At 47.0% G+C, this 24174-nt stretch carries 15 protein-coding genes; 5 read left to right on the top strand and 10 right to left on the bottom strand.

Annotated elements, in window-relative coordinates; all coding sequences use genetic code 11:
• Nucleotides 1-150 precede the first annotated feature (150 nt).
• The 6 genes from KME12_13890 to KME12_13915 form a co-directional block, all read right to left on the bottom strand.
• On the bottom strand, nucleotides 151-1161 hold the full coding sequence (locus tag KME12_13890) for a chemotaxis protein (GenBank protein ID MBW4488873.1): 1011 nt from the start codon (nucleotides 1159-1161) through the stop codon (nucleotides 151-153).
• A gap of 485 nt (nucleotides 1162-1646) precedes the next feature.
• Nucleotides 1647-2606: a chemotaxis protein gene (locus tag KME12_13895; GenBank protein MBW4488874.1), complete on the bottom strand. Its 960-nt coding sequence runs from the start codon at nucleotides 2604-2606 to the stop codon at nucleotides 1647-1649.
• A gap of 897 nt (nucleotides 2607-3503) precedes the next feature.
• Nucleotides 3504-4541, bottom strand: coding sequence for a chemotaxis protein CheW (locus KME12_13900; GenBank protein MBW4488875.1), 1038 nt, complete (start codon nucleotides 4539-4541; stop codon nucleotides 3504-3506).
• A 60-nt stretch (nucleotides 4542-4601) separates the two neighbouring features.
• Nucleotides 4602-6074, bottom strand: a complete 1473-nt coding sequence (locus KME12_13905; protein ID MBW4488876.1) for a tetratricopeptide repeat protein — start codon at nucleotides 6072-6074, stop codon at nucleotides 4602-4604.
• Nucleotides 6075-6156: 82 nt separating this feature from the next.
• Nucleotides 6157-10965 carry a PAS domain S-box protein gene (locus KME12_13910; protein MBW4488877.1) on the bottom strand — a complete coding sequence of 1603 codons (4809 nt, stop codon included), beginning with the start codon at nucleotides 10963-10965 and terminating at the stop codon, nucleotides 6157-6159.
• A 135-nt stretch (nucleotides 10966-11100) separates the two neighbouring features.
• Complete coding sequence (locus tag KME12_13915; GenBank protein ID MBW4488878.1) at nucleotides 11101-11244, bottom strand: hypothetical protein; 144 nt, start codon at nucleotides 11242-11244, stop codon at nucleotides 11101-11103.
• A gap of 611 nt (nucleotides 11245-11855) precedes the next feature.
• On the opposite strand from KME12_13915, the gene KME12_13920 reads away from it, so the two are divergent.
• A complete protein-coding gene (locus KME12_13920) occupies nucleotides 11856-12287 on the top strand; it encodes a response regulator (GenBank protein ID MBW4488879.1) in 432 nt (143 codons plus the stop codon).
• A 221-nt stretch (nucleotides 12288-12508) separates the two neighbouring features.
• Here the strand turns inward: KME12_13920 and KME12_13925 are convergent, their stop codons facing one another.
• From KME12_13925 to mnmG, 3 genes are all read right to left on the bottom strand, one after another.
• Nucleotides 12509-14299, bottom strand: a complete 1791-nt coding sequence (locus KME12_13925) for an AAA family ATPase (protein MBW4488880.1) — start codon at nucleotides 14297-14299, stop codon at nucleotides 12509-12511.
• Between the two features lie 173 nt (nucleotides 14300-14472).
• Nucleotides 14473-15723: a 4Fe-4S ferredoxin gene (locus tag KME12_13930; protein ID MBW4488881.1), complete on the bottom strand. Its 1251-nt coding sequence runs from the start codon at nucleotides 15721-15723 to the stop codon at nucleotides 14473-14475.
• A 257-nt stretch (nucleotides 15724-15980) separates the two neighbouring features.
• Nucleotides 15981-17906 (bottom strand): tRNA uridine-5-carboxymethylaminomethyl(34) synthesis enzyme MnmG, encoded by a 1926-nt coding sequence (gene mnmG / locus KME12_13935; protein ID MBW4488882.1) that lies wholly within the window; start codon nucleotides 17904-17906, stop codon nucleotides 15981-15983.
• 162 nt (nucleotides 17907-18068) lie between these two features.
• Between mnmG and KME12_13940 the strand changes: the two genes are divergently transcribed.
• The 3 genes from KME12_13940 (at nucleotide 18069) to KME12_13950 (ending at nucleotide 20347) form a co-directional block, all read left to right on the top strand.
• A complete protein-coding gene (locus tag KME12_13940) occupies nucleotides 18069-19331 on the top strand; it encodes a hypothetical protein (protein MBW4488883.1) in 1263 nt (420 codons plus the stop codon).
• 352 nt (nucleotides 19332-19683) lie between these two features.
• The gene (locus KME12_13945) at nucleotides 19684-20016 is read left to right on the top strand and encodes a hypothetical protein (protein ID MBW4488884.1); all 333 of its coding nucleotides are present in this window, start codon (nucleotides 19684-19686) and stop codon (nucleotides 20014-20016) included.
• Nucleotides 20017-20143: 127 nt separating this feature from the next.
• Nucleotides 20144-20347: a hypothetical protein gene (locus KME12_13950; protein ID MBW4488885.1), complete on the top strand. Its 204-nt coding sequence runs from the start codon at nucleotides 20144-20146 to the stop codon at nucleotides 20345-20347.
• A 40-nt stretch (nucleotides 20348-20387) separates the two neighbouring features.
• Here the strand turns inward: KME12_13950 and KME12_13955 are convergent, their stop codons facing one another.
• Nucleotides 20388-22454 carry a TolC family protein gene (locus KME12_13955; GenBank protein ID MBW4488886.1) on the bottom strand — a complete coding sequence of 689 codons (2067 nt, stop codon included), beginning with the start codon at nucleotides 22452-22454 and terminating at the stop codon, nucleotides 20388-20390.
• 592 nt (nucleotides 22455-23046) lie between these two features.
• Between KME12_13955 and KME12_13960 the strand changes: the two genes are divergently transcribed.
• Nucleotides 23047-24099 (top strand): hypothetical protein, encoded by a 1053-nt coding sequence (locus KME12_13960; GenBank protein MBW4488887.1) that lies wholly within the window; start codon nucleotides 23047-23049, stop codon nucleotides 24097-24099.
• Nucleotides 24100-24174 lie beyond the last annotated feature (75 nt).

The following is a 24174-nucleotide window of genomic DNA, read 5'->3' on the forward strand; positions in this document are numbered from 1 at the left end:
TTCACCCTCATGGTTATCAAGTTGTCAAGGTTCTGTTGAACCAGGCGGTCATACCCTCAAACCTTTATAAGTCTTGGGTTTCAGACCAACGAATCACAGCCGCGACTTTAGTCCGGGGTAAGCTTACAAGATTTAACCTGCTGAGAGGGCTTATACCAAAGCTTTCAAATTCAACGCTGTTTCATTCAGTTTTTGAGTTTCTACCTTGGTTTGGCTGATGCTACTCGCTGTTTGACTAGCTCCTTGATTAAGTACATTCATGGCATCAATGACTTGTTGAATCGCGATCGCTTGCTGTTTAGCGGTGAGCGAAATTTGTTGGCTATTCATCGTGATGCCATTCACAGCAACCACAATTGTTTCTACCGTTTTAGTGCCTTCATCAGTCACCATGACAGTAACGTTGGTAGTATTTTGAATGTCTGTGACTAGGGCGTTGATGCGTTCGGTGGATTGTCGGCTTTGGTCAGCCAGTTTGCGAATCTCGGCAGCGACCACTGCAAAGCCTTTGCCCTGATCTCCGGCTCTGGCTGCTTCTACGGCTGCATTCAGCGCCAACATATTGGTTTGATTTGCCAAGTCTCGGACTAGATCGGAGATGTTACCAATTTGGTTGGTCTGCTCACTTAAGCGCAAAATCTGCTTAGCTATCTGCCCGACTCTTGCTTGTAGGCTGGTGCCATCAGCGGATAGCTCATCGCTACTATTACCGTTCACCAGCGTTAGCACTTGTTGCGCTCCGGTGGCGGCAGCCTCAGCTTGACTAGCTGACTGACGCGCAGAAGTTCCTAGCTCATCCATCGTCGTAGTCGTTTGGCTGACTGAAACGGCTTGTTGGGCAGCGGTACGTTCTTGCTGCTCAACGGCCACTGCAATTTCTGTTGATGAGGATGCGAGTGTGTTGATGACACTGCTGAGTTTGGTACTCAATGGTTTGGCGATCGCTTGAGTGAAGTAGAAGCCAAAGATAATAGCGATCGTAGGCCCCAACACCATACCTAAAATTGCCAGAGTTGAAGTTTGTCTAACATCATTTAAAGCTAAGTTTTCGGCTTCTTTGGCCACTTTATAGTTGAGGTCGAGCAGAGCCAGTAGATCATTTGTAGCAGCGTCAAAGGCTGCCCGCTCTTCATTCGCCAAAAAGCGATTGAGCCGATCCATTTCAGTTAAAGAAATGCCATCTACTTCTAGTTCTTGATAAAGCTGCAAAAACCTAGCTTGTTGTTTCTTCCATTCTTCCCATTGCGGTAGGAACTGAGTTTTGTAGAGTTTAGCTTCTGCAAGAGTTTGGGGGGCGGGTTCATATTCCTCAAATCCTGCGTTAATTTGCTGCCAAGCAGCCTCAATTCGGTTTAATTCAACGTTGCGATCCTCCGGGCTTAAGCGGGGATTGGTTAGCGATCGCATGGAGGACTCTACTTGAGTTTGTCCTTCATTAATCTTCCATAACCCGGTGATGCTAGGAATACTAGTTTTGCTAAAGATTTCAATGCGACTACTGAGCCGAGTGGTACTATTCCAACCCAAAGCAGTAGACGAAAAAACAATAAACCCCATAAACAGAAATGAACCGATGAGCCTGCCCTGTAGCGTCATGCTCTTAAACATTAGAAAATCCTAATGAAGGTAATAGTGAAATGGATTGCTCATACTACTGCCTTTAAATCGTGAGCCGCTTCATTCAGCTGCTGCGTACTAATTTTGGTTTGGCTAATGCCGCTTGCCGTTTCTAAAGCTCTTTGGTTTAAGGAGCCCATTGCATCCACGACTTGTTGAATTGCGATCGCCTGTTGTTTAGCGGTTAGTAAAATCTGCTGATTATTAACAGTGATGTTGTCAATTGCTGTGACAATACCTCCCACCGTTTTGTTGCCTTCATCAGCAACCATGACTGTGGAGTTGGTGGCATTCTGAATATCAGAGACCAGTGAACTAATTCGTTCTGCTGACTTACGGCTTTGATCTGCCAGCCTACGAATTTCGGCGGCAACAACTGCAAAACCTTTGCCATGTTCTCCAGCCCTTGCTGCTTCTACGGCTGCATTTAAAGCCAACATGTTTGTCTGATTTGCCAAATCACTCACCAAGACGGAAATACTCCCGATTTGGCTAGTTTGCTCGCTCAAACGCAAAATCTGCTCGGCGATTTGCCCTACTTTGTCCCGTAAGCTGGAGTTATGTACTCCTCCTTGTGCTCCAACTGAGCCATTCCCATCTACTAAAACCAAGGCTTTTTGAGCGCTAGTTGCCGCAGCTTCAGCTTGCTGTGCTGACTGCCGAGCAGAAGCCCCTAACTCATCCATCGTTGTGGTAGTTTGGCTGACTGCGGCGGCCTGTTGGCTAGCGGTACGTTCTTGTTGCTCTACAGCCACAGCAATTTCTGTAGCAGAACTGGCGATCGCACTTGCTACTTGATTGATAGGTTGCACAATGCGACGAGCAATAAAAAACGCGATTGAGGAACCCAAAACAACCACAATGACAGTTCCACCAAAGGATGAAAAAGAGGCAAAGCGTTCAGCTCTAGTTGCCGTAGCCTCTCGATCTGCTAAAAGCTTGTCCTCCACAGCTTGCATCGCAGCCAGGTTTTTGCGAATATCATCCATTGTTTCCTTGCCCTGGCCTGACAGCACCAAAGCCCTCAGTTCCTGTTCTTGACCTTGTCGCTTGAGCGTGATGGTGCGGGCTAGCTCATCTAGTTTTCGTTCGGTTAAAACTTCTACTTGATCAAGCTTTCGTCTTTGTTCTTCACTTCTAATTTCGCTTTTTAGTTGGCTTATATGGTCATCAAGCACCTCTGTAGCTTGATTATAGGGTTCTAGAAAGTCTTCTCGACCTGTGAAGATGAACCCACGCTGCCCAGTTTCGGCATTCACCAAAATAGTTTCTAGTTCTTGAAGATCTTGTTTAACTCGATGGGTGTGATTGACCCAAGTAATTGAGTTAACCAAAATATTCATACTCAGTTTTGAGGCTAAGCCGACCCCAACCATGAGCGCAAAAATAACTGCAAAGCCCATCGGAACGACTCGGCTCAATTTCATATTTCTTTGTAACATTTCAGTCCCTCCACTCCAGTGATTACATGAGCGCAATCAGCTTCTTTTTACGGGCGATCGTCCTGTTTTAGATAAAATAACTGCCCAACTCAGTAATATTCTGATTTAGACTCTGAAAAAACTAAAGCGTAATCAGTGGCTGGCACGAGTATTTCATAAAAATAAAAAAACAGTATAAATGCTGATTTTGCTATCTAGAGCATGCTTAAACAATAGTTTCGCTGAAATAAATCTCAGCATCAATCAAGACCTAGCTACTTTAGCAAGCCCATCTCAGTTTAATAAAGTAGAGATCTTTATAAATTTTATGGTTTGAAGACAAAGGTTAATATATGTAAAAATACACAAAAAGCGATCGCATTAATTGCAATATTGTCTACTAATGAGCTATTTAGCAGAGATATTTAATTAAAGATATTTAGTTAGAGATATTTAGTGAAAACTTTATAGCTCCTCCTCAATGAATAAATTACCTTGCTGTAGGATTTTTGGCATATCTAAAATCCCCATCATTTTTTCGCGATAAAGCGCGGTTCCTTTTAGAAAGTCACTCGCTTCAAAGTACATAGCAGCAGGCACAGGCTTTAGATCATGGGGATGTAAGTAGGTTACATCGAAGACCTCATCTACTGTGATGCCAGCAATTACATCAGAAATGTCTACTATCATCGACTTCATGGCTGAATTACTAGGACTAACCGCTAAATTCAGCAAATTTCGAATATCAATCAGTGTGACAATTTCCCCTCTTAGGTTCACGTTTCCAACAATATGAGGGGGGCAGCAGGGAATCGGTGTGACCTTGTGGATATCTGTAAACTCTCGGACAAACTTGAGATCTAACCCAAAATACTCTCCATTGAGACCAATCACCGCTAGCGGCATCAAACCCGTAAAGTCCTGGTTTTGAGGCAGTTGCAGTAAATTAGTGGCTCGATTTCGTAAGACTGCTTGTTCTGCCACCGATAAATGACGGGATAGCTCCATTGGTTGTCTTGATTCATCTGTCTGATCGGCTGCAACTTGTAATGCAGCTAATGTTTCATTCAGTGATGACTGACGAACCAAATTTTCGTGATTGAGAATAGTAATAATTTCGCCATCAGTTTTGGCAATTCCAGACGTAAATCTGGATGTAGTCTCTTGCTCTCTACCGTACTGAACTGCGACTTCAATAGTAGCGGAATCGAGGTTTTTAACAGCATGGACTTGATTTACTAAGATGCCAATCAAGAGTTCCTGCCACTCCACCACAAGCACACTATCGCTTAACTGATAATCTTTTGGTTGTCGTCCTAACCGACGAGCGAGGTCCATGATTGGCACGATTTTGCCCCGCAGATTAATCATGCCGATAATGTCGGGTGGTGCCTCTAAAGCCACTGTTAGCTCTGGTACATAAAAGATTTCATAAACGAGGGTGGCTTTTACACCATACAGTGAACCATGAAGACTAAAGATTAAGTAGGGATCTGACAGCATTTTTGAAAATTAATCTAGTTTTAGATAATTAGAGATGTAGTTAAATTTATATCCTCGAAACTATGCCTGATGTAACAGTTTTTTGATGTATAGAATCAGCTCACTTGCCGTCAACTGCTCCTGATACTCTATAGTTGTATGCGGAGATACCTGCCTCAGCAACTCTAAGGCTGTGTTGCGCATTTTTTTAGCTCTAATAATATCACTTTCCCTGTTGTAAATAGCTCCTAAATCTAAGTAGGCAGCGATCGCCTTAGGATCTAAATAAATAATTTTTCTCAGAATAGATTTGGCTAGCTCTATATCCCCCTGCTCTTCAGCAATTTTAGCCAATAGATAGTAAGGTTTGACCGATGAAGCCTTTAAATTCATGGCTTGCTGACAACAATCTTGGGCTTTTTGATACTGACCTAGATTGGCATATGCTTGAGCGGCTAAGTAATAGGCATCAAAACTGCTGGGGTCATGCTTAATAGCTTGGTTCGTTGCTTGTAGAGCGAACATGTAAGCACCCTCTTCAACCAACTTCTCAGCTTGCCTCAACGCTGCTTGATACAAGGCGACTTGAGTTTTCTCAGGCAGGGGAGAGGCAGGCGATCGCTGGAATGTTGTCTCCGGTGAGGGTAATGGCCAAGACTGTTCTGGCTGGTTAGCCTGGAGCGAAGCGGGAATAGGGCGCTGATATATAATTGATTCTGGCAAAATTTGAGCATGAAACTGGCTTAACTCTTGATTGTAGAGTTCTGCATGACCCGTTATTAAATATCCTCCTGGTCTCAAAGAATTATGAAACTTAGTTAAGACTGTCGCGATCGCAGTAGCGTCAAAGTAGATAAATACATTGCGACAAAGAATTAGATCTAAATCACAGAGGTTAGACAAAGAATTAGGAAGTTTGTCTCGGATTAAATTTCCCGTGGAAAACTTCACCATCTGACGAATTTTGGCATCAATCTCCCAACCCGATTTAATTGGGGAAAAATGCTGCTTTTGCAACTCAGTGCTCACCATCCGAAAAGACCAGGAGCTATAAATACCCTGCTGTGCTTTTTTAATGGCCTCAGGATTAATATCCGTTCCTAATATAGTAATGTTCCAATCATCTTGTCTTGGCAGTAATTCATTAACTAAAATGGCTAGTGAATAAGCTTCTTCTCCTGTGGAACAGCCTGCACTCCAGACCTTGAGTGCAGCTTTGGGTTTACCCTGCTGAATCTTTAGATTTCTTTGATAACTAATGATTTCTGGCAATATTTTATTTCTTAGAAGATTGATTTGCCCCTGATCTCGGAACAAGTAACTTTCTCCAGTCGTTAATAAAACAACTAACTCTTGCCATTCGCGATCGCTCTGAGAGCTTGAACCTTCTAGAAGACTGTGGTATTGGGAAAGATTTGACAGTTTGAGGGTTTGCCTCCTCGTGATAATTTTTTTAGAAATATTAGTCTGATCTTGCGATCGGATCTGCAATCCTGTTCGTACAGAAATTAATTGAAATAAAGCTGGCAGGAATTCATCCTGAGTGGAAACCATAATTTATGGAGCCTGTCTCTTAAAAAATAATTGATTTTAACTTTATGAAATATCAGAAACAGAACTACCTACTTTGCTGTAATCAAGCTGCGTAATTCACATTTACTTCTACGGGCCTCAAAGCTGTAGGAGGAGCTATGGGAATTTGAATCAAAAACTCTGACCCCTGTCCTGGCTCCGAGAGGCAATTTAGCATTCCACCGTGCTTATCTACCACAATCTGGTAGCTGATCGATAATCCTAGACCCGTTCCTCTGCCTACAGGTTTTGTCGTAAAGAAGGGATCAAATAACCGTCCTCTTACAGATTCATTCATTCCAGGGCCATTATCCCTCACTCGAATGAGAATTTGAGGAGCTGTGCTAATCTGCCCCAAACCTAATAGCTCTAGAGAAGCTGCCAATTCAGCTGTCAATAGTTCTGTCTGAATGGTAATTTTTCCGAATTGTGACTGTTCTTCTAAAGCATCAACAGCGTTGCTCAAAATATTCATGAAGACTTGATTTAGTTGCCCTGCATAACATTCAACTAAGGGTAATTCTCCATACTCTTTAATAATTTCGATCCCTTGATTGCTGCCAGCAGGCTTGAGACGGTTTTGTAAAATTAGTAAAGTATTGTCAATACCTTCATGGATGTCTACTGGCTTCATTTCCGCTTCGTCTAAACGGGAGAAGTTACGGAGTGATAGCACGATTTGGCGGATGCGATCGGCTCCCATTTTCATAGAAGAAAGCAACTTCAATAGATCTTCAGTCATAAACTCAACATCCAATTCTTCAATCTGCTGCTGAATGCTCTCCGCTGGTTCGGGATAACACTTTTGATACAAGTGCAGCAACTCTAATAAATCTTGAATGTAGTTGTCAGCATAGATGAGATTGCCGCTGATGAAATTCACAGGATTGTTGATTTCATGAGCAACACCAGCCACCAATTGGCCTAAGCTCGACATTTTTTCGGTTTGGATGAGTTGCGATTGCGTCTGCTTCAGATGTTGTAGCGCTTCGGTTAACTGTTTTGCCTGAGTCTGAGCGGCAAAGGCAGCAGCCCGTGTCTGAGCATACAGTTCGGCCTGGTCAATCGCGATCGCTAGTTGGTCTGTTACGGCTCGCAACAACTCTACTTCTGTCTCAGTCCATTGCCGAGGGCCACTCGCATGGCTACAAACAATGGCTCCAAATTGTCCCGAACGAGTTTCTAAGGGGAGCAGCAATTGCGAAGTCATGCCTAAGTGTGCCAACAAGGGTTGCACCTCCACATCGATGTTCTGCCCATCGCTCGCATCATCGATCTGAATCACATCGGCGCTGAGAATTTGCCTGACGACCAAATCAGTGTACTGAGGTGGAAAATCTCCCAACAAGCTAGCTAGAGTGGCATGCCGAGCTTCATGAGTGACGGCTAGCGTGGGTTGTTCTGGATGTGGCCAGCACCAAATGAAGTGACAGCGATCAATCTTCAACAAACTACGAATTTCGGTGACAGCCGTTTCTAAAATGGTGTCTAAATCAAGGGAGTTACGAATTTGATTGGCTAAGCGCAGCATTAAAGCTTCACGCCGACTCAGCAACTCTTCTCGCGCCCAAGCTCGGTCGATCGAGACTGCAATGCTGTTAGCTACCCAGCCCAAAAAGTTCTGGACTGTGTCTGTAATCACGTTGCGGCTGAAAAGTGCCATCACTCCGACGAGTCGGTCTTCCACAATCAGTGGATAGCCTACAAAGGTCTGCATCCCTTCTTGCTGCACCCACTCGGTAGCTCCAATGCACAAATCCTTGGACACATCATGACTTAAATAAGGCGTCCGATTCTGGGCAATGAAGCCAACAATAGAGATGCCTAAAGAGATCAAACTAGGGAAGTCTTCTGTATGGCTGTGTTGTCCTGCGATCGCCTGTAGTTCTAATAAATTGGTATCAGTGTTGAAAGTCCAGATGCGTACAAAGGCGGCTTCGAGTTGCTGGGCTACGGCGTTAACAAAGTGCTCCAGTACCTCTGGTAAATCTCCACCTTGGGCCAAGGCAATCCCGATTTCAGCGCTTAAGGTTGAAAGGCGCGATCGCTCAATCAGAGCCACTTCCGCTTGCTTTCTGGCCGTTACATCTCGGAAATAAACCGATAGGCCATCTTGGTAAGGATACGCCTGCACCTCAAACCAGGTTTCTAGAGGGGCGTAGAATTCCTCAAAATGTACCGTTACCTGCTCGGTCACGGCTCTGTGATACTCACGGTGAAATGTAGATCCTACAGTCTCCGGTAGCTGGTCCCAAATCCGCTGACCAATCAACTCTGCTCGGTTCCTAAATAGGATCTGCTCAGCTTGCGAGTTGACGTAAGTAAAGCGCCAATCGCGATCGAGCGCAAAAAACGCATCTGTGACACTTTCCAAAATATTGATAATGCGCTTGTTCGACTTGTGCAGCTCTTCCTCTGCCCATTTGCGATCGCTGATGTCGATCAAGATGCCATTCCACAGGAGATCTCCGTTGGCTTGCCGAGATGGACACGAAGCTCCTTGTATCCACTTCACTTGGCCTGAGGACAAAACAAATCTCCCCTGCCAAGCCCAAGACTCTAGCGTCTCGGCTGAAATGGCAATGGACTGATCTAAACCTAGGCGATCGTCTAGGTGGATGAGACTAAAAATGGCATCAGCATCCTGTTGAACAACTTCTGGCTCCAACTCTAGCAATTCCCGCGAACCAGGACTGATAAAGGGAAAAGCCAGTGAACCATCACAGCGCAAGAGAAATTGGTAGACCATGCCAGGAATCGTAGTCGCCATCTTCTGGAAGTTGGCTTCACTCTCTCTTAAGGCAGCTTGAGATTGCACCCACTCAGTCACATCATTCAGCGTGCCAGACACACCCATCACGGTGCCATTCGCTGCACACATCTGTTGCATATAGATTTCTAGCCAACAGAGATCACCCGCTTCTGTGAAGAAACGGAGTTGCTGCCGAAAAGTATCTATCTTTCCTTGCACGATCGCTTGCAGTTGGGCCTGGGTAGACTCATGGTCGTCTGGATGCAAGTAGTCAGTAATGGAGCTACCAATGGATTCTCCCAGCGAGAAGCCCGTGATTTCTGTCCAAGCAGGATTAAGAAAAGTCCAGCGACCCTCCACGCTGAGTTGAAAGATTACTTCTTTAATACTCTCGACTACAGAGCGGTACTGCCTTTCACTTTCCTGTAGGGCTGCTTCGGCTCGCTTGCGCTCTGTAATGTCTTCTGAGATCCCTAATAGATATTGAGGATTTCCAGTGGCATCTAGTAAAGGAATTTTTTTGGTATGTAAAACCCTAGAGCCTCTGTGCTTGGTATGAATTCTTTCTTCTGAGCTATCAATTAATTGTTTGACCTGTATTACTTCTTGGTCTTTGGCTCTAAAAAAGTCAGCTTCTGCTTCAGAAAAGAAGTCATAATCATCTTTACCAATCATTTCGGCTCTAGAGAGACCCGTTAGTTCTTCACCAAATTTGTTGAATTTAACAAACTTGAAATCGTGAGCATCTTTCACAAAAACCATGTGCGGAATGTTTTCGACGATCGAGTCTAAAAACATCTGGGTCTGTCGGATTTCTGCTTCGGAAGCTTTACGCTCTGTGATGTCATGAGCAACTGCATAAATCAAGCCCTGCTCTACTAGAGGCGTGGCCTTCCAAGAAAGCCATCTGTAAGAGCCATCTTTACAGCGATAGCGGTTTTCGAAGCAAAGTGTTTCTAAACCCGACTTCAATCTCTCCAGTTCGGCTGCGGTGGCTGCTTGATCCTCTGGATGTACCCATTCGCTGAGAGGATAGGCCGAGAGTTCTTGCTGCGTAAAACCTAAGTTCTTTTCCCAAGCTGGGCTGAGATATCTAAAATAGTGGTCAAAATCAGTAATAGAAAGCATGTCGAGGGAGAGAGTAAAGAAGCGATCGCGCTCTTCCTCAGCTTTCCGACGTTCTGTAATATCAATACCTGTACAAATAATATGCTTAGTCGATTCATCTGCATTCAATAAAACCGTATGTGACCAAGCAATAATGCGGCGATCGCCGAGCTTGGTTAAACATTGGCTTTCGTATTGGTTGACAGGCTGCCCCAACTGCAACTTCTGTAGCATTGCTGCTACCTGCTCTATATCCCGAGGGGAGATAAATAAGTCCCAAAAATAACGCTCTTTGACTTCCGAAAAGGTGTACTGGATTGTGTCAGCGCAAACCTCATTGATCCGCAGCACTTGTCCTTGGGGATTTAACACAACCACTAGGGCGTTGGCTGTCTCTAGTACAGTAGAAACAAAGTTACGAACTAGCTCATCGGTTGAATCTAAAACAGTGGCCAGGAGGTTACGTTCTTCTTGGAGTGCTCGTTCAACCTGCTGGCGATCGCTAACTGCTTGAGTCAAAGCTTGCAGATTGTAACGTAACTCCAGTTGAGCCACAACTTGACGGCTCAATGCTAACAGCCCTTCTTGTTGTTCTTGGCTTAGCCCTCGAGGTTCATAATCGATTACACAGAGGGTTCCTAAGGAAAATCCTGCCTGTGTAATTAAAGGCGCTCCCGCATAAAACCGAATATGGGGGGCATTAACGACTAAAGGATTGGTTGCAAACCGTTCATCCAACAACGCATCCTCAACCAAAAGCAACTCTGGCTGCAAAATCGCGTGAGCGCAGAATGCTACCTCCCGTGAGGTTTCACAGGCTGTCAACCCAATTTTGGACTTAAACCACTGGCGGCTTTTATCCACCAAGCTCACCAAAGCAATCGGGGTTTGACAAACCTGTGCAGCCAAACGAGTGATGTCATCAAAACTAGCTTCAGAGCCAGTGTCTAGAATTTGATACTGGTGCAAAGCAGCTAGTCTGGCTGATTCGTTGCTAGGAATGGGTGCTTGCATAATCGGGTTTACTACCTACTAGCTGGGTTCTGTGATAGTTGAGATACTGCTCTACAGTGCAGTCCTATCGCTGATCACAGAACATCGATACTCAAATCCCTAACTGACCAACTTTAATGATTTAGCTGGATGTGTCTAAGGGAAGTTCAAGACAAAGGTCTCAACGTAGCTATTCATGGGCGATCGCGGCTGGTTCTGGGCAAATGACTGCAACATCAGCAGTCGGTCAGGTGGTTGGTAAACAACGCAACGCTCAGCCTTTGCTAGTAAATAAGACACGGCCTTTTGCGTTCTGATTTATCGTGCCCAAGAAACCACTAATGAGAATCAAAAGGTCGAAGGTTCTACATTTATGTTTATGTGGGCTTGTGTGGGCGGTTGCTAGAGCGGGTGGGAGCCTGAGCCATTCACCCAGCCAATGCTTCTAGGCTTTCAATTAAAGGGTGTTGGGCGATCGCAGTCATCCAAGCAAAGTGCCCACAAAAGGTGCTCCTACAGTTGTTATGAAATATTTATTCGTTGTTGATAAAACCTATCTTTTCTTGAGTCAGCTATAACCAAGCCTGACTGAAAGTAAGCCTAGCTAACTGAAACTCTTGAATATTAAGATATGTTGATTGAAAGGTAGTTAGATTTTTGAATTGGGAATTTATAACTTTAGTTGAAGTGAAGCTCAAGACAGGATAGAAACAAAGCTCTAGCTTATTTTCAGCCTTGTAGTAAAGCGAAAGCCTTACAACTCAAAAATTAAGTTTTTCTTAAGTTTCTATCCTGTTTTTTTATTTAGCTTCAGATGGAATCATAGATTTTCTGACCAAACCTTCTTTATCCCAACCCTTGAACATTTTAGTTTTAGCTAGTAAGTCAACTGTGATATTTACTCTAAGCTTATGTCATCTTCTTCGAGTTCTATACCTACTGTTCTAGTAGTTGATGATAGCGCGGTGATGCGAGATTTGATGCAGGCAGCATTATCCCCTAAATATCAAGTCTTACCAGTTAGCAATGCAGTTGATGCTTTGGCGGCTCTCTATCATGAAAATATTTCTATTTTGTTGCTAGATGTTTCTATGCCAGAAATTGATGGCCTAGAGCTGTGCCGAACTATCCGTAATCTGCCTCAATTTCACCAAATGCCTATTATTATGGTGACAGCAAAAGATAGCTTCTTTGACAGAGTTCAAGGAAGGCTAGCAGGGGCGACGGAATACTTGACCAAGCCTTTTGATACGGATCAACTTCTGCAAGTAGTTGAAAGATTTGTTGATGTCACCTTCATGAATAAACTACTCTCTGGTAGCGAGCTTGAGGAGAAAAGCTAGCATTTTTAGAAGCCGCCACTGCTAGATTGAAAGCGCTGAACTGGCAGGATGACAGCACGTTGAAAACCTCTACCAAAGAGTTAGCTTGATGCAAGAGATTTTGGAAGCTAACCTCAGCAAGCTAGAGACGCTACCCCCTGCCTACTGTTAAGGCGTTTTATGTCAACAACGTAGACAAGTTGCTACTGCCTACTCCATCTACCACTTCAAGCAGGCCCGTTTTACGCTGGATAAATCCGTAGACGGCGATTAGGTTCCTCCCCAAAGCTGGAAGACTTGAGATGATAGTGTTCCACCAGCTCATGTTGCATCTTTCGCACCTTAGACGATCGTGGCAACAACTCTACGGGTTGACCTTTGGGAATCACGATTTGCTCCACCGCAAGTCTGGCTTCTTCGAGTGCTTCGATTTCGTCTTCATCACTATCGCGGTAAAACAGGCTTAAGTCCGATGCTTCTGGAATAGCGGGGTCGTCCATGTTTAACAACCGCCGCAATGAACGGACAATTTGTGGGACTGTATTGGCCTTAATGGTATGGATCGGCACATGGCGATTTTTGGCCATACTTCGCAGCTTGGCATGGTTTTTGACATGCGATCGCAGTGCTAACACGGCATCAGAACTGTCAATATCCTTCGTCAACACCACAGGCAAATTGAGGGTTTGAATCACTTGGTCGAGCTGATGCCGACTAATGCCGTAGGGATAGACATGTAAAGGCAAATCTTCTCCGTTAGGCCCTGCGGTGCGAGCTGAGAGATCCGTAACGAAATCTGAGCTGCTGCTACCAAAGCTAGCCTGCTGCCAAGAGGCATCCAACAGTTGCTCAAATTCTTGAGCCGCCGGAGAGCTATCTAAGCGGCTGTTAAGAGCTGATGATCGCCTCGACAAGCGCTTTTCCCCAAAACTAGGACTCGGAAGTGGCATCATCTGACCCGAAGAACGCCAGCCGACAGTCCCCTTAGCCGCTGCAAAGCGATTTGGGGAGGTTGGGGCTTCGGCGATCGCATTAGGCACTTCGTGGGTAATTACCACTGCGCCAGCTTCGTTCACCGTTCTGGTCTGCGGATTGGGTTGACGACCTCGCAGCAAGCTATCCACAGTGTCAGCCACATGCTCATGTACCACCCACTTTTGCCGCTCCATCATCTCGACCGCAATATCGAACGTGGGTGGAGCTTTGCGCTCTAGTACACTCTTTTGGCTCCCGCGCCGTCTCGCTTCCTCATCACCCAAGGTCACCGATTGAATGCCACCCACTAGATCCGACAATGTGGGATTTTTGATCAAGTTTTCAATGCGGTTACCGTGAGCGGTACCAACCAGTTGCACCCCCCGCTCCGCGATCGTACGAGCTGCCAGAGCTTCTAGCTCTGTGCCGATTTCATCAATCACAATCACTTCGGGCATGTGGTTTTCCACGGCCTCAATCATGACTTGATGCTGCAATTCCGGTCGCGCGACTTGCATCCGACGGGCACGTCCGATCGCGGGATGAGGCACATCTCCATCGCCTGCAATCTCATTAGAGGTGTCAATAATGACCACGCGCTTTTCTAGTTCATCCGCCAAAACACGAGCGATCTCGCGCAGAGCTGTCGTTTTACCCACACCAGGTCGCCCCAGCATCAAAATGGAACGGCCACTCTCTACCAAGTCCCGAATCATGCCAATGGTGCCAAAGATGGCTCGCCCCACTCGGCAGGTGAGACCGATCACCTCGCCCCGCCGATTGCGAATCGCACTAATGCGGTGCAACGTTCGCTCGATACCCGCACGATTGTCTCCACCAAAATCTCCGACCCGCTCAATGCAGTATTGGAGGTCTGCTTGGGAAACGGGTGTTTCGGACAAGTACTCTGCTTTACCTGGAAAACGGGCTTCTGGACGACGGCCTATATCCATGACCACCTCAACCAAGCTGTCTTGGTCAGGATGCTGCTCTAAGCGTTGGCGGATCTCGCTAGGCAAAATATCTAGCAATTTACTGAGATCGTCTGTAATTTGCATGTTTTTCATCATGACGTTTTGAGGCTCGATCGCTGCCGTTTCTGCTGCCAGAGGGGCTGTTTTGGGCTGCGGTTTTTGGCTCTGGCTCGGTGAAGCTGGGAGCGAGTCAGGAACACCCGGCAGATTGTCCTGATTCTCAAAAGAATTTATACCGTCAAGGCTCACCATAGTGATTAAAAAATTGAGTTAACAGCAGGTGCTTCGGAAGGTAAGGGTTGGTTGAGAGCAGAGGTGAGAGCAGGGGGTGACTTGAGTTGGCCCACTAAGGAGTGAGCTAAATCAACGGCTTGCCACAGGAGGTCTGGTTGAGCTTCTAATTGCAGGAGTTGGGGTTGAGCTTCTGCTAAGGCGATCGCGCCTAGAGGGCTTTCAACCGCAGGCAAGGCCAAAGTTTCTAATTGGTCTAAAACAGGGGATAACAAGACTCTGGCATAGCTGCCGTAGGCCACTCCAGCAATCTGTTTTTGGCCTAAGGTTTGAGCAGCTAGAAGCCCTAGACTGTTTAGCTTCTCAACAGTATGACGGTTCGTTCCTCCTGCTAATTGCACAAATCCGGGTAGGTTGGCGGCCAACACTTTCTGGCCCAGCTTGACCGCAGCTCTAGTAGCTCCATCTCCAATGTCTCCACTCATGGGCCGACCATCGGTTTGCCAAACTAAAGCGCAGGTAAGCGGCGAAATGGTTTCGTAGATTGACCAGAGATAGTCAATCAAGCCATCGCCATCGGGGCAGCTAATCGCCAACAATTTGAGTTGTCCCGCCCAGGGAGCGATCGCTCGCCACAACCGCTGAAAGTCAGCCAGCCGTCCTACTTGTGTATGAATTTCTAGCGCATCTACCCCTGCTTGCAACACTAGGGGTGCGATCGCTTCTGGGGTAAACACATGAGCGCGGGTAGTGATTTGCTGAATCGGGCAGATAGGTAAACACCGCCCACAACCATAGCAACGGGCATCTATAACTCCAGAAAATTGCTCCGCTTGGTTTTGCTGTGGTTGCTCAAGGACTCGTTGTTCAAAGACTGGTTGCTTAAAGACTGGTTGCTTAAAGACAATTGCTTGGGCAGGACAGATTGCCTCGCAAGGGCGGGGACACTCAGGTGGACATAAAGCTGGGTTAAATTCTGCTTTGCGAAAGTGGGGGTCTTCGCCATCATTCAAACTCACCATCAGCCAGGGACGGCCTCTCCAAGCAAGGGCGGGATGCTGAGCGGCGATCGCAATTTGGCTCGCTGTGTCTAGAGCGGCTTGGGCGATCGCAATTACTGCTGGGTCTGCGGCAACATCAATACAATCAGCACCAGCCAAAGCATAGGCCAGGGTCAAGTTTCGGACGGCAGGGAGATGTTGGAAACTGGCTCCGCAAATCAACTTGAACCAGCGTCCCTCCCTTAGAGAACGTAAGGGATGGTCGAAATTAGTCACACCTTCATGCTAATGCCCTCGCAGTAAAATGACGAGGCTCTAGGCAAAATTTGATCCCGCAACCTCAGTGCAAGGGCTGTTTACAACTGGGTGGCGTTGGCATTGTTGACTGCTCCTTCGCTACATCTGTTGTCTTAAGGAACCCTTCGCCGCCAACCCACTCCAAATCTGGTAATTGTTTCAGGGGCGATCGCGGATCAGCCCATGCCAACCTTGATTAATAGCAATTAGCGTTTGTTAACAAATTTGGCCTATCCTTAAACCAAAACCTCGGCTTCATTGGCTGCAAGCTGACGAGCGCGGACTTCTAAGTGAACTAAAAGGGCGTTGATGTCGGCTGGGTTGACTCCGCCAATCCGGGTGGCTTGACCGAGGGTGAGTGGCTTGATCTTAGCTAGTTTTTCGCGGGACTCTTTCGAGAGGGTTTCGATCGCGGCATAGTCGAGGTCGGCGGGCAGCTTGCGGTGTTCTTGGCGGGCGATTTGCTCGATTTGGTGTTGTTGGCGGTGCAGGTAGCCTGCATATTTGAGGTCAATTTCAGCCCCTTCTTTCTCGACACGTTCCAGTGCTGGGTTGCCTAGGCCGTAGTGGTCAAGGTTGACATAGTGGAATCCGGGACGACGAAGCAAATCAGCTAGAGTAGCGGAGCCTTTAATGGCTTGTTGCGTGTCAGCGGCGATCGCTTTGCCGACCGGATCGTTTTCTTTGATCCGGGTTCCGTGCAGGCGTTCTTTTTCGGCGGTGATGTTGGTTTGCTTGCGGGTAAACAGTTCCCAGCGGCGATCGTCGATGAGGCCAATTTCGCGACCGAGGGGGGTGAGGCGTTGGTCGGCGTTGTCGGAGCGCAGCAACAAGCGGTACTCGGAGCGGCTAGTGAGCATGCGGTAAGGTTCGCGCAGGTCTTTGGTGCAGAGGTCGTCGATCAAGGTACCGATGTAGCTTTGCTCGCGCGGAAGAATCACCATTTCCTGGTTATAGGCATAGCGGGCGGCATTCATGCCTGCGACTAGACCTTGAGCGGCAGCTTCTTCGTAACCCGTGGTGCCGTTGATTTGCCCTGCACAGAAAAGCCCTGCTACCTTTTTGGTCATCAAGGTGGGGTAGCACTGGGTGGCGGGTAGGTAGTCGTACTCCACCGCGTAGGCAGGCCGCAGCATGGTGCAGTTTTCGAGTCCAGGCAGCGATCGCAGCATTTGCAATTGCAAGCCTTCTGGGAGTCCGGTGGAGAAGCCTTGAATATAGAGTTCTGGGATGTCTCGGCCTTCTGGCTCAATAAAGATTTGGTGGCTCTCTTTGTCGGCAAAGCGCACAATTTTGTCTTCAATGCTGGGGCAGTAGCGTGGCCCTTTGGCATCGACCCAACCGCCATAAACCGGAGACAAGTGTAAGTTCTCCCGAATCAGACGGTGGGTTTCAGCCGTGGTGCGGGTCAGGTGGCAATTCATCTGCTCTCGCTCTACCCATACTTCGGGGTCGAAGCTGAACCAGCGCACGTCTTCGTCGGGAGGCTGGGGTTCCATTTTGCTGTAGTCTACCGATCGCCGATCGACCCGTGCAGGGGTACCAGTTTTGAGTCGTCCAGTTTCAAAGCCAAGTCGGTTGAGGGTTTCGGTTAGTCCTACGGCAGCAAATTCTCCAGCTCGTCCTGCATCCATCGACTTGTTGCCGACCCAGATTTTGCCACCCAGAAATGTGCCTGTAGTTAAAACCACAGCTTTGCACTGGAAAGCCACCCCAAAGTAGGTTTGTACGCCGATCACTTCATCGTTCTCGCCCAAGATTAGGTCGGTGGCCATGCTCTCTCGCAGTACCAAGTTCTCTTGGTTCTCCACGATGACTTTCATGATGTTGGCGTATTCGCGCTTGTCGGTCTGCGCACGTAAGGCCCAAACTGCTGGCCCTCTGGAGTTGTTGAGGATGCGTTTTTGCAAGTAGGTGCGATCGGCCATTTTACCAATCTCGCCCCCTAGAGCATCGGCTTCATGCACAAGCTGAGATTTTGCGGGTCCACCGACGGCTGGATTGCAAGGCTGCCAAGCAATTTTGTCGAGGGTGAGGGTGAGCAGCATGGTACGGCAACCCAACCGCGCGGAAGCTAGGGCTGCCTCACAACCGGAGTGGCCCGCTCCAACCACAATCACATCAAAAGCATCTAAGAATTCAACAGAATTTGGCGATCGCATACCTACGCTTCAACCCATGCAAAGGACCCATGTTTAATCTTAGCGAGTCTATGTGGGCTTCTATATCAATCAGCTCCATAACTTCAACACTCTTTTAGTAACTGGGAATGTTGGAGTTGCGTGATGTAGTCAATATTCTCTAGCCAAGCCCAACTTAAAAATATGCCTCAGTCTGCTCCTTCCAGAAATTCAGCTTGGTGCAATAGGGCTGAAGCTTTACTCATTGCAGGTTCCATTGGTAGCTCAGTCGCAGCGGTTGTGTTGCAACAAGTCACCTTTGCAGCGATTACATCAATCCAGCTTTCTTTTGTAGTTGGTCTAAATTCTTGGAGCCGTAAACGCTTCGATGAAGTAAATCAGCAAAACCAAACTGTTATTACTCAATTGCAGCAACAACTTTTACAAGGACAAAACTCTTTTAATCAAATTGAGCAGGTAACACGGCAGCTACCCACCTACAAAGAAATTGGAGATCTACAGCACCATCTGGAGCGATTAGAGACTGACAATCAAAAACGAATTAATCAACTGCATGAGGATCTTGAAAAGCAAGAAGATCAATTTAATCAGTTAAGAAAAGAACTATCCTCTCTACAACAAGCTCCACAATCCATCCCATTTGTAGATGTTGATTCCTTTCAAAATGAAATTCACAACTTAAAATCTCGTTTTGAGCTTAAGTTCAGAGAATTAAAAGGAACTAATCACTCTTTGGTTGATCAAGTAGAAAACCGCGTTGCTCAAGTTGAAAAGACTGTTAATAAATTGCTAGAGATTGCAGATTCAACAACTCTCTTTAGTGCTCAAATTCAAGGTTTTAGAAAGGAGATTGCAGGGATAAATGTTACAGCATCTAAGCTGTCTTTCCTCAGTGAATTCGATCCTGAAACTTTACATGCTGATGTGCAAGGATTGTCTGTTAATCTTCAAAAACTAGAAAGCCGAATTCACGAAATGGAGATTAATCTCAAAAAAATTTCTTTAATAAATACAGAGGTAGAAAATAGAACTCCTCAAACCCAAGAACTGTTTGATTTCGACTTTATTCAATCTGAAATTGATGAACTAGATGGTAGAAACCAAAAACTTTATCTCCAAATTTCTACACTAACAAATCAACTTGAATCTTATTCAAGCAGTATTACTCATAGATTTCAAAAAAGTGAAATCGAATCGACTGCTCGTTTTGGAACTCTAGAAGCAGAAATTAAAAGAATTTATGTCTATATTGATTCAAGAATAAATAAAAACATTCCTAATCCTCCTGGTTTAACCCAACCTAATACAGCTGCTAAATCAGTATGTGCCTGGTGTGGAAAGGTTTGTAATTCGTTTGTTAAAGGTAGAGTTGTAGAGGGATATATTTTTTGCTCAACAAGTTGTAGAAAAGTTTATGAAGACACTGAAGATAAAAGAGGACACTGAGTATACATTTTTTTACTTGTCATCCCTAAAAATACGCCTTTTTTACAAGTAACAAGTAGCTGTTGGAGCTGTTTTAGATGATTAAGCTCATATTTAGATGAGTGGCTTTGTTGCTGCAAGTGCGATCGCTAGCTTCAAATGCATCACCACAATAGAACTAACTGTTTGCTCAGTAGCCTTCGATGCTTAGGATGACGCGATCGCATCCCTCTATTGAATTTTTCTCTGTTTAACTGTGGCTTTGCTGATTATCCTGGTGAGTTGCAACAAATACTGAATGATACTGAAGAATCATGAAAGATTAGATTTAGAACGTCATAATTTCAAAGCCATTTCTCATTTTTAATCGCTTGTGAAGTACTTCTTTTTGTCAGACGGCTGGACTGTGGGGCGAGTGTGGGAGTCAGCAGGGTTATGGAGCGAAGTAGCTTGGCGGCGAAAGCCAGACATTGAGAAAATGAACGTCTCAATCTTAGAGCAAGGGGAAAAGCTGTGGCTTTACCGAGTGGAAGATGCAGTGCTGATGGTAGAAGTGAGGCCCACTGAGTCAGCAGACCTGAATCACAGCACTCAAGCCATTGGGCAAGTTGTACTCAAGCGCTTAATTACAGCAGAGCAAGTCCTAGAGTGGCTGTCTAGCTCTAGCTCAGTTTGCACCCAGAAAGAGGCTGAGCTTGACATCTAGCGAGCTTTGCACGGGCGTTCACTCATTCGGGGGAAGAAGATTTTCACCACATCATCCACACTAAGCTAATAGGTATTTAAGCCACCTCACGTTCTAGCGCATCACTGTATAACTAGCGGGTTTTGTAGTGGGAACTAACTTGGTCGAACAAGCGTATCAGCGTCTTGCCATCGCTACAGACCTGGTGAGAAATAGTGTGGATTCTCTAGGAAAAGTAAGGGAAGCAAGCGATCGCTCAGAAACTAGCTTTGAAGTCTTGCAAGACCTAACGGTTGCCCTCTACGAACTGGAAAAGCTGGCCCAAGATTTCAACACGTTGCTGAAAAACTGAGCCAGTCGGTTTTACAAATAAGAGCCAAACTGCCTAATGGTTACGGAGCGGTAGCCTCAGGAGTCGTACCGATAGGGGTGGTAGGAGCAGCTCCCAAGTTGGTAATCGATCGTTGCAGATTAGCGAGAGCCCGGTTATAGTTCAAAATCGCATTCAGGCGATTGCCTTCAGCTCTAGTCAACTCGTTTTGGGCACTGATTACGTCTGTTTGAGTGCCAACTCCTGCCTGGAAGCGCAGCCGTGCTAAACGTAAGCTCTCCCGTGCTTGCTCCAAGGCGACTGAAGCCGTTTGAATATTTTCAAAGTTGGATTGTAGGTTAAAGAAGGACTGTTCTACATCCAAGCGGACTTGATTTCTCGTATCTGCAAACTGGTTTTCAGTAATTTCTGCATTAATTTCTTCCTGTCTGGCTCGCGCTCTAGCCGCCCCGCCATCAAACAAGTTCCAGTTGACCCTAGCGCCGAGGGAGTACCTCCTGAGGGCATCTCGGTCATCATCAAACTGATCTTGCAAGCTAGTGTTCAGAAAAGCGCTAATTTGCGGTCGGTTCTCTGAAAGGGCAATCTGACGCTGTTGCTGGTTGATTTCTCGCTGTAGCAGTTGTTGTTCTAGCTCAGCCCGGTTTTTGAAGGCTTGGACAATACTCTGTTCCAGCGACAGATTCCACAAGCCTGAAATTTCCACTGGGTCTGCTGCTGCTAAATCGATTGATTGGGTGGTATTGAGCCGCTGAGCCAGTTGCCGTCGAGCAGTTCGTTGGTCGCTGAGGGCTTGAGTCAGGTCTTGCTGCGAGTTGGCCAAGTCTACTTGAAATCGCAACACATCAAAGCGGGTGCCTACACCTGCTCGTTCTAGAGCTAGGGCATCTCGTAAACTGGCTTGAGCCGTTTCTACCGCAGCCCGGGAGATACGAACTTGCTCATCGCTTTGTTGCAAATCATAGTAATTGTTTGTGACATCCAGTCGTAGCTGCTCTCGCTGCACTTCAACTTCTAATTCGTTAGAGCGCACCTGCGTCTCTCTGGCTCTAATGGTGGCAGATCGTCGGCCTGAGGTGAAAATGTCGTAGCTAACGCCAACTGTGCCACTCAAGGATGTGCTGGCAGTATCGCCATCATCCAACTGGGGTTGTTGTGAGATGTTGTCTTGGTTCGAGTCTTGGTGCGTAACGTCAGCTTGGGCCGACACGCTGGGGTAATAAGCGGCTTGAGCTTCTCGCAGGGCAGCACGGCTTCTTTCTAGATTGAGTCGGGCAACTTGCAAGCTAGGTGTATTGCGCTCGGCTAGGGCGATCGCCTCTTGTAAGGTAATCGGTTGAGTCCCTTGAATTTCGACTTCGCTAGGTCTAGTCGGAAACCTCAACGGATTAGGGTCAGGATTGAGATAACCCCGGGGAACAGGTCTGACCGATGGGTTGGGATTGCCAGCAGGAGTCGTGGGAGTGACGGCTGGAATTACAGTCGGTAGGTTAGTGCCCGGACTAGGCTGAGAAGGGTTAGATGTAGGATTCACCAGGCTCGGAGCGGGTGTTTGAGCACTGCCCGGACTGTTAGAATTGGTCGGAACTGTCCCATTTGCAGGTTGTAGCGCAGGCAAGGGAGAGTTAGTCTGAGCTGTCCTTTTGGCGGGAGTCCCAGTGGACTTGGTTTGATTCGCACTCTGATTTGCTTTTTTAGCGGTAGTCCCAGATTGAACGACGGTCCCAGTTTTAGCCGTATTCTTGGAGCGCTTAGAGTTAGGCTGAGCCGTTGTCTTTCGGGTAACGTTAGTCTGAGTTGTGCCTTTCTGAGCTGCATCCTGGCTAGGAGCGTCAGTCTGATCTGTGCTCTTGGAAATAGCGCTAGTGTTAGTAGCACTCTGATTAGCAGGATGCGAGGAGCGAGTAGAGCGGCTAGAGCCAGCCTTAGTCACACGCTTAGAACTAGAGGTAGTAGAGTCAGAACTAGTTTTAGTCGTCCGCTCGAAGGTGGAGTCGGAGACGGTAGCGTCAGTCTTAGCAGCACTCTTTGGCGTTGCATCAGTGGAAGGCTGAGCCGAAGTTTTAGACTGGGCTGCACTGGGTTCGGGGGTACCCAACGTACTACCCAAGGCGATCGCCGCACTCATACCTACAGCCATCAAATAGCGAATGGTTTGCATAAGTTTTATTCGGTCTGCAATCCAGAGAAACGTCCAGAAGTCGGGCAACTAACCTTAAGCAGGATACTGGCTGGCAAAGGCACTTGGCAAATAGTTCAGCCTGGCAACTCCTACACCGCTCTAATTTACTAAGTATGTGAACTAAAAGCACCCTAAAGATATCAATAAGACTATAGGATGCTGTGGCTCAGAAAGCTCAGCAACAATAAGCAACAGTAATTAGTCGCAGATCAACAAGTCTCAGAACAACAGTTGCAAGCTCAATTGCAACTAGCCTGCCGAGCCGCTTTGACTCGCACTGCTCAAGATTTACCAACAAAACTTAGCTAGTATTTCTGTAACAACTAGTTAAAATCTCAATCCTCTTGGCTGGAATCATCACGGCCCTTGCTAAATTTTGTAGATCCAGCGATCGCAGTTTCAGCTTCAGATCACAAAATTCATTGTATTCTTCCTGTAAATTACTCATAACTTTTCGCCTCGCCAGCAGAACCTGCGGCAAATGAGGCCGCGATCACCTTCTCCAGCAACGATTGAACTGTCACTGAGCGAGCAGTCTATGTCCCAGGATGTCGTAACAAATCAGATGGCCTCAGACTCACTAGAAGGCTCAATGCCGAGCCAGGTTTGGTCAGTCGAAGACTATGCTGACAAATTGATGGATGAGCTATTTGAGGATGTGGATCGTGTCGTGGAAGGCGGCACCTCACTACCGACCGAAACCACGCCGATCGAGACCCCTCCCCTCCAAACTCTCGCCATCCCTCAAATGATCTTGGCTTCGGCCTTAATGCCCCGCCAAGGTCTCACCTCCCAGCCTGTTCGCCGTGAAGCATCTGATACGGCGTTAGTAGAAACTGATGGTTCGATTACCAAGCATCACCCTCTTACTCGGTCGTTTGATAAGTTGCTGTTGGGTGCCGCTTGCGCTTCTATTATCGTCACTATCCTCATTTGGTTAGGCAGTCAGGGGAGGCTGGGGCGCTTTTTCCCCGCTAGTAACTCCACCCCGACCGTCACTGCACCCGCTCCCACGGCTAAAGAGCTAGCAGATGCTCAATTTGGGGAGTATGTGCAGCGATCGCTAGAGGTAATCGCTCAGCTCGACACCCCAAACAAACAAGTTGCAGCAGTTCCCACCACCGCTCCTCAACCTGCGGGCACTCTACCAACTGTGCCAGTGACAGGTAACTTAGCTCAGCCCCCAACTCGGATTCCTAGCGCCCTAGAGAGAATCTATACCCTGCCCAAGATACCCCAACGTCCCTACAAGCTGCCTGCGCCTGTAGCACCTGTGTCGCCGCGTCCTGTGGTGGTGCGCCCCGTAGTGCCCATGCCCAGAGTTGCTCCTGCGCCTGTTGCTTCTGCGCCTGTAGTACCCGTTGCTCCTGCTGCACCTGCCGCACCCGCACCTAAAGTGACCTTGCAAGGAGTTGTGGAGTGGGGCGATCGCTCTGCCGCTCTGTTTGAAATTGGTGGCAGCACTCAGCGGATTAACCTAGGCGAAAACATTGGCTCTAGTGGCTGGACTTTGGTAAAAGTCAACAATCAAGAAGCCATGATTCGTCGTAATGGTGAGGTGCGCTCGGTCTATGTAGGACAGCAGTTTTAAGCTGACATCAGGCCGAGCCAGTTCTTCGTAAGTTCTTCCTTAAGCTTGTAGCGGACTTTGGGTTACTCCTTGTTA

The organism is Trichocoleus desertorum ATA4-8-CV12, from assembly GCA_019358975.1.
Classification (GTDB): domain Bacteria; phylum Cyanobacteriota; class Cyanobacteriia; order FACHB-46; family FACHB-46; genus Trichocoleus; species Trichocoleus desertorum_A.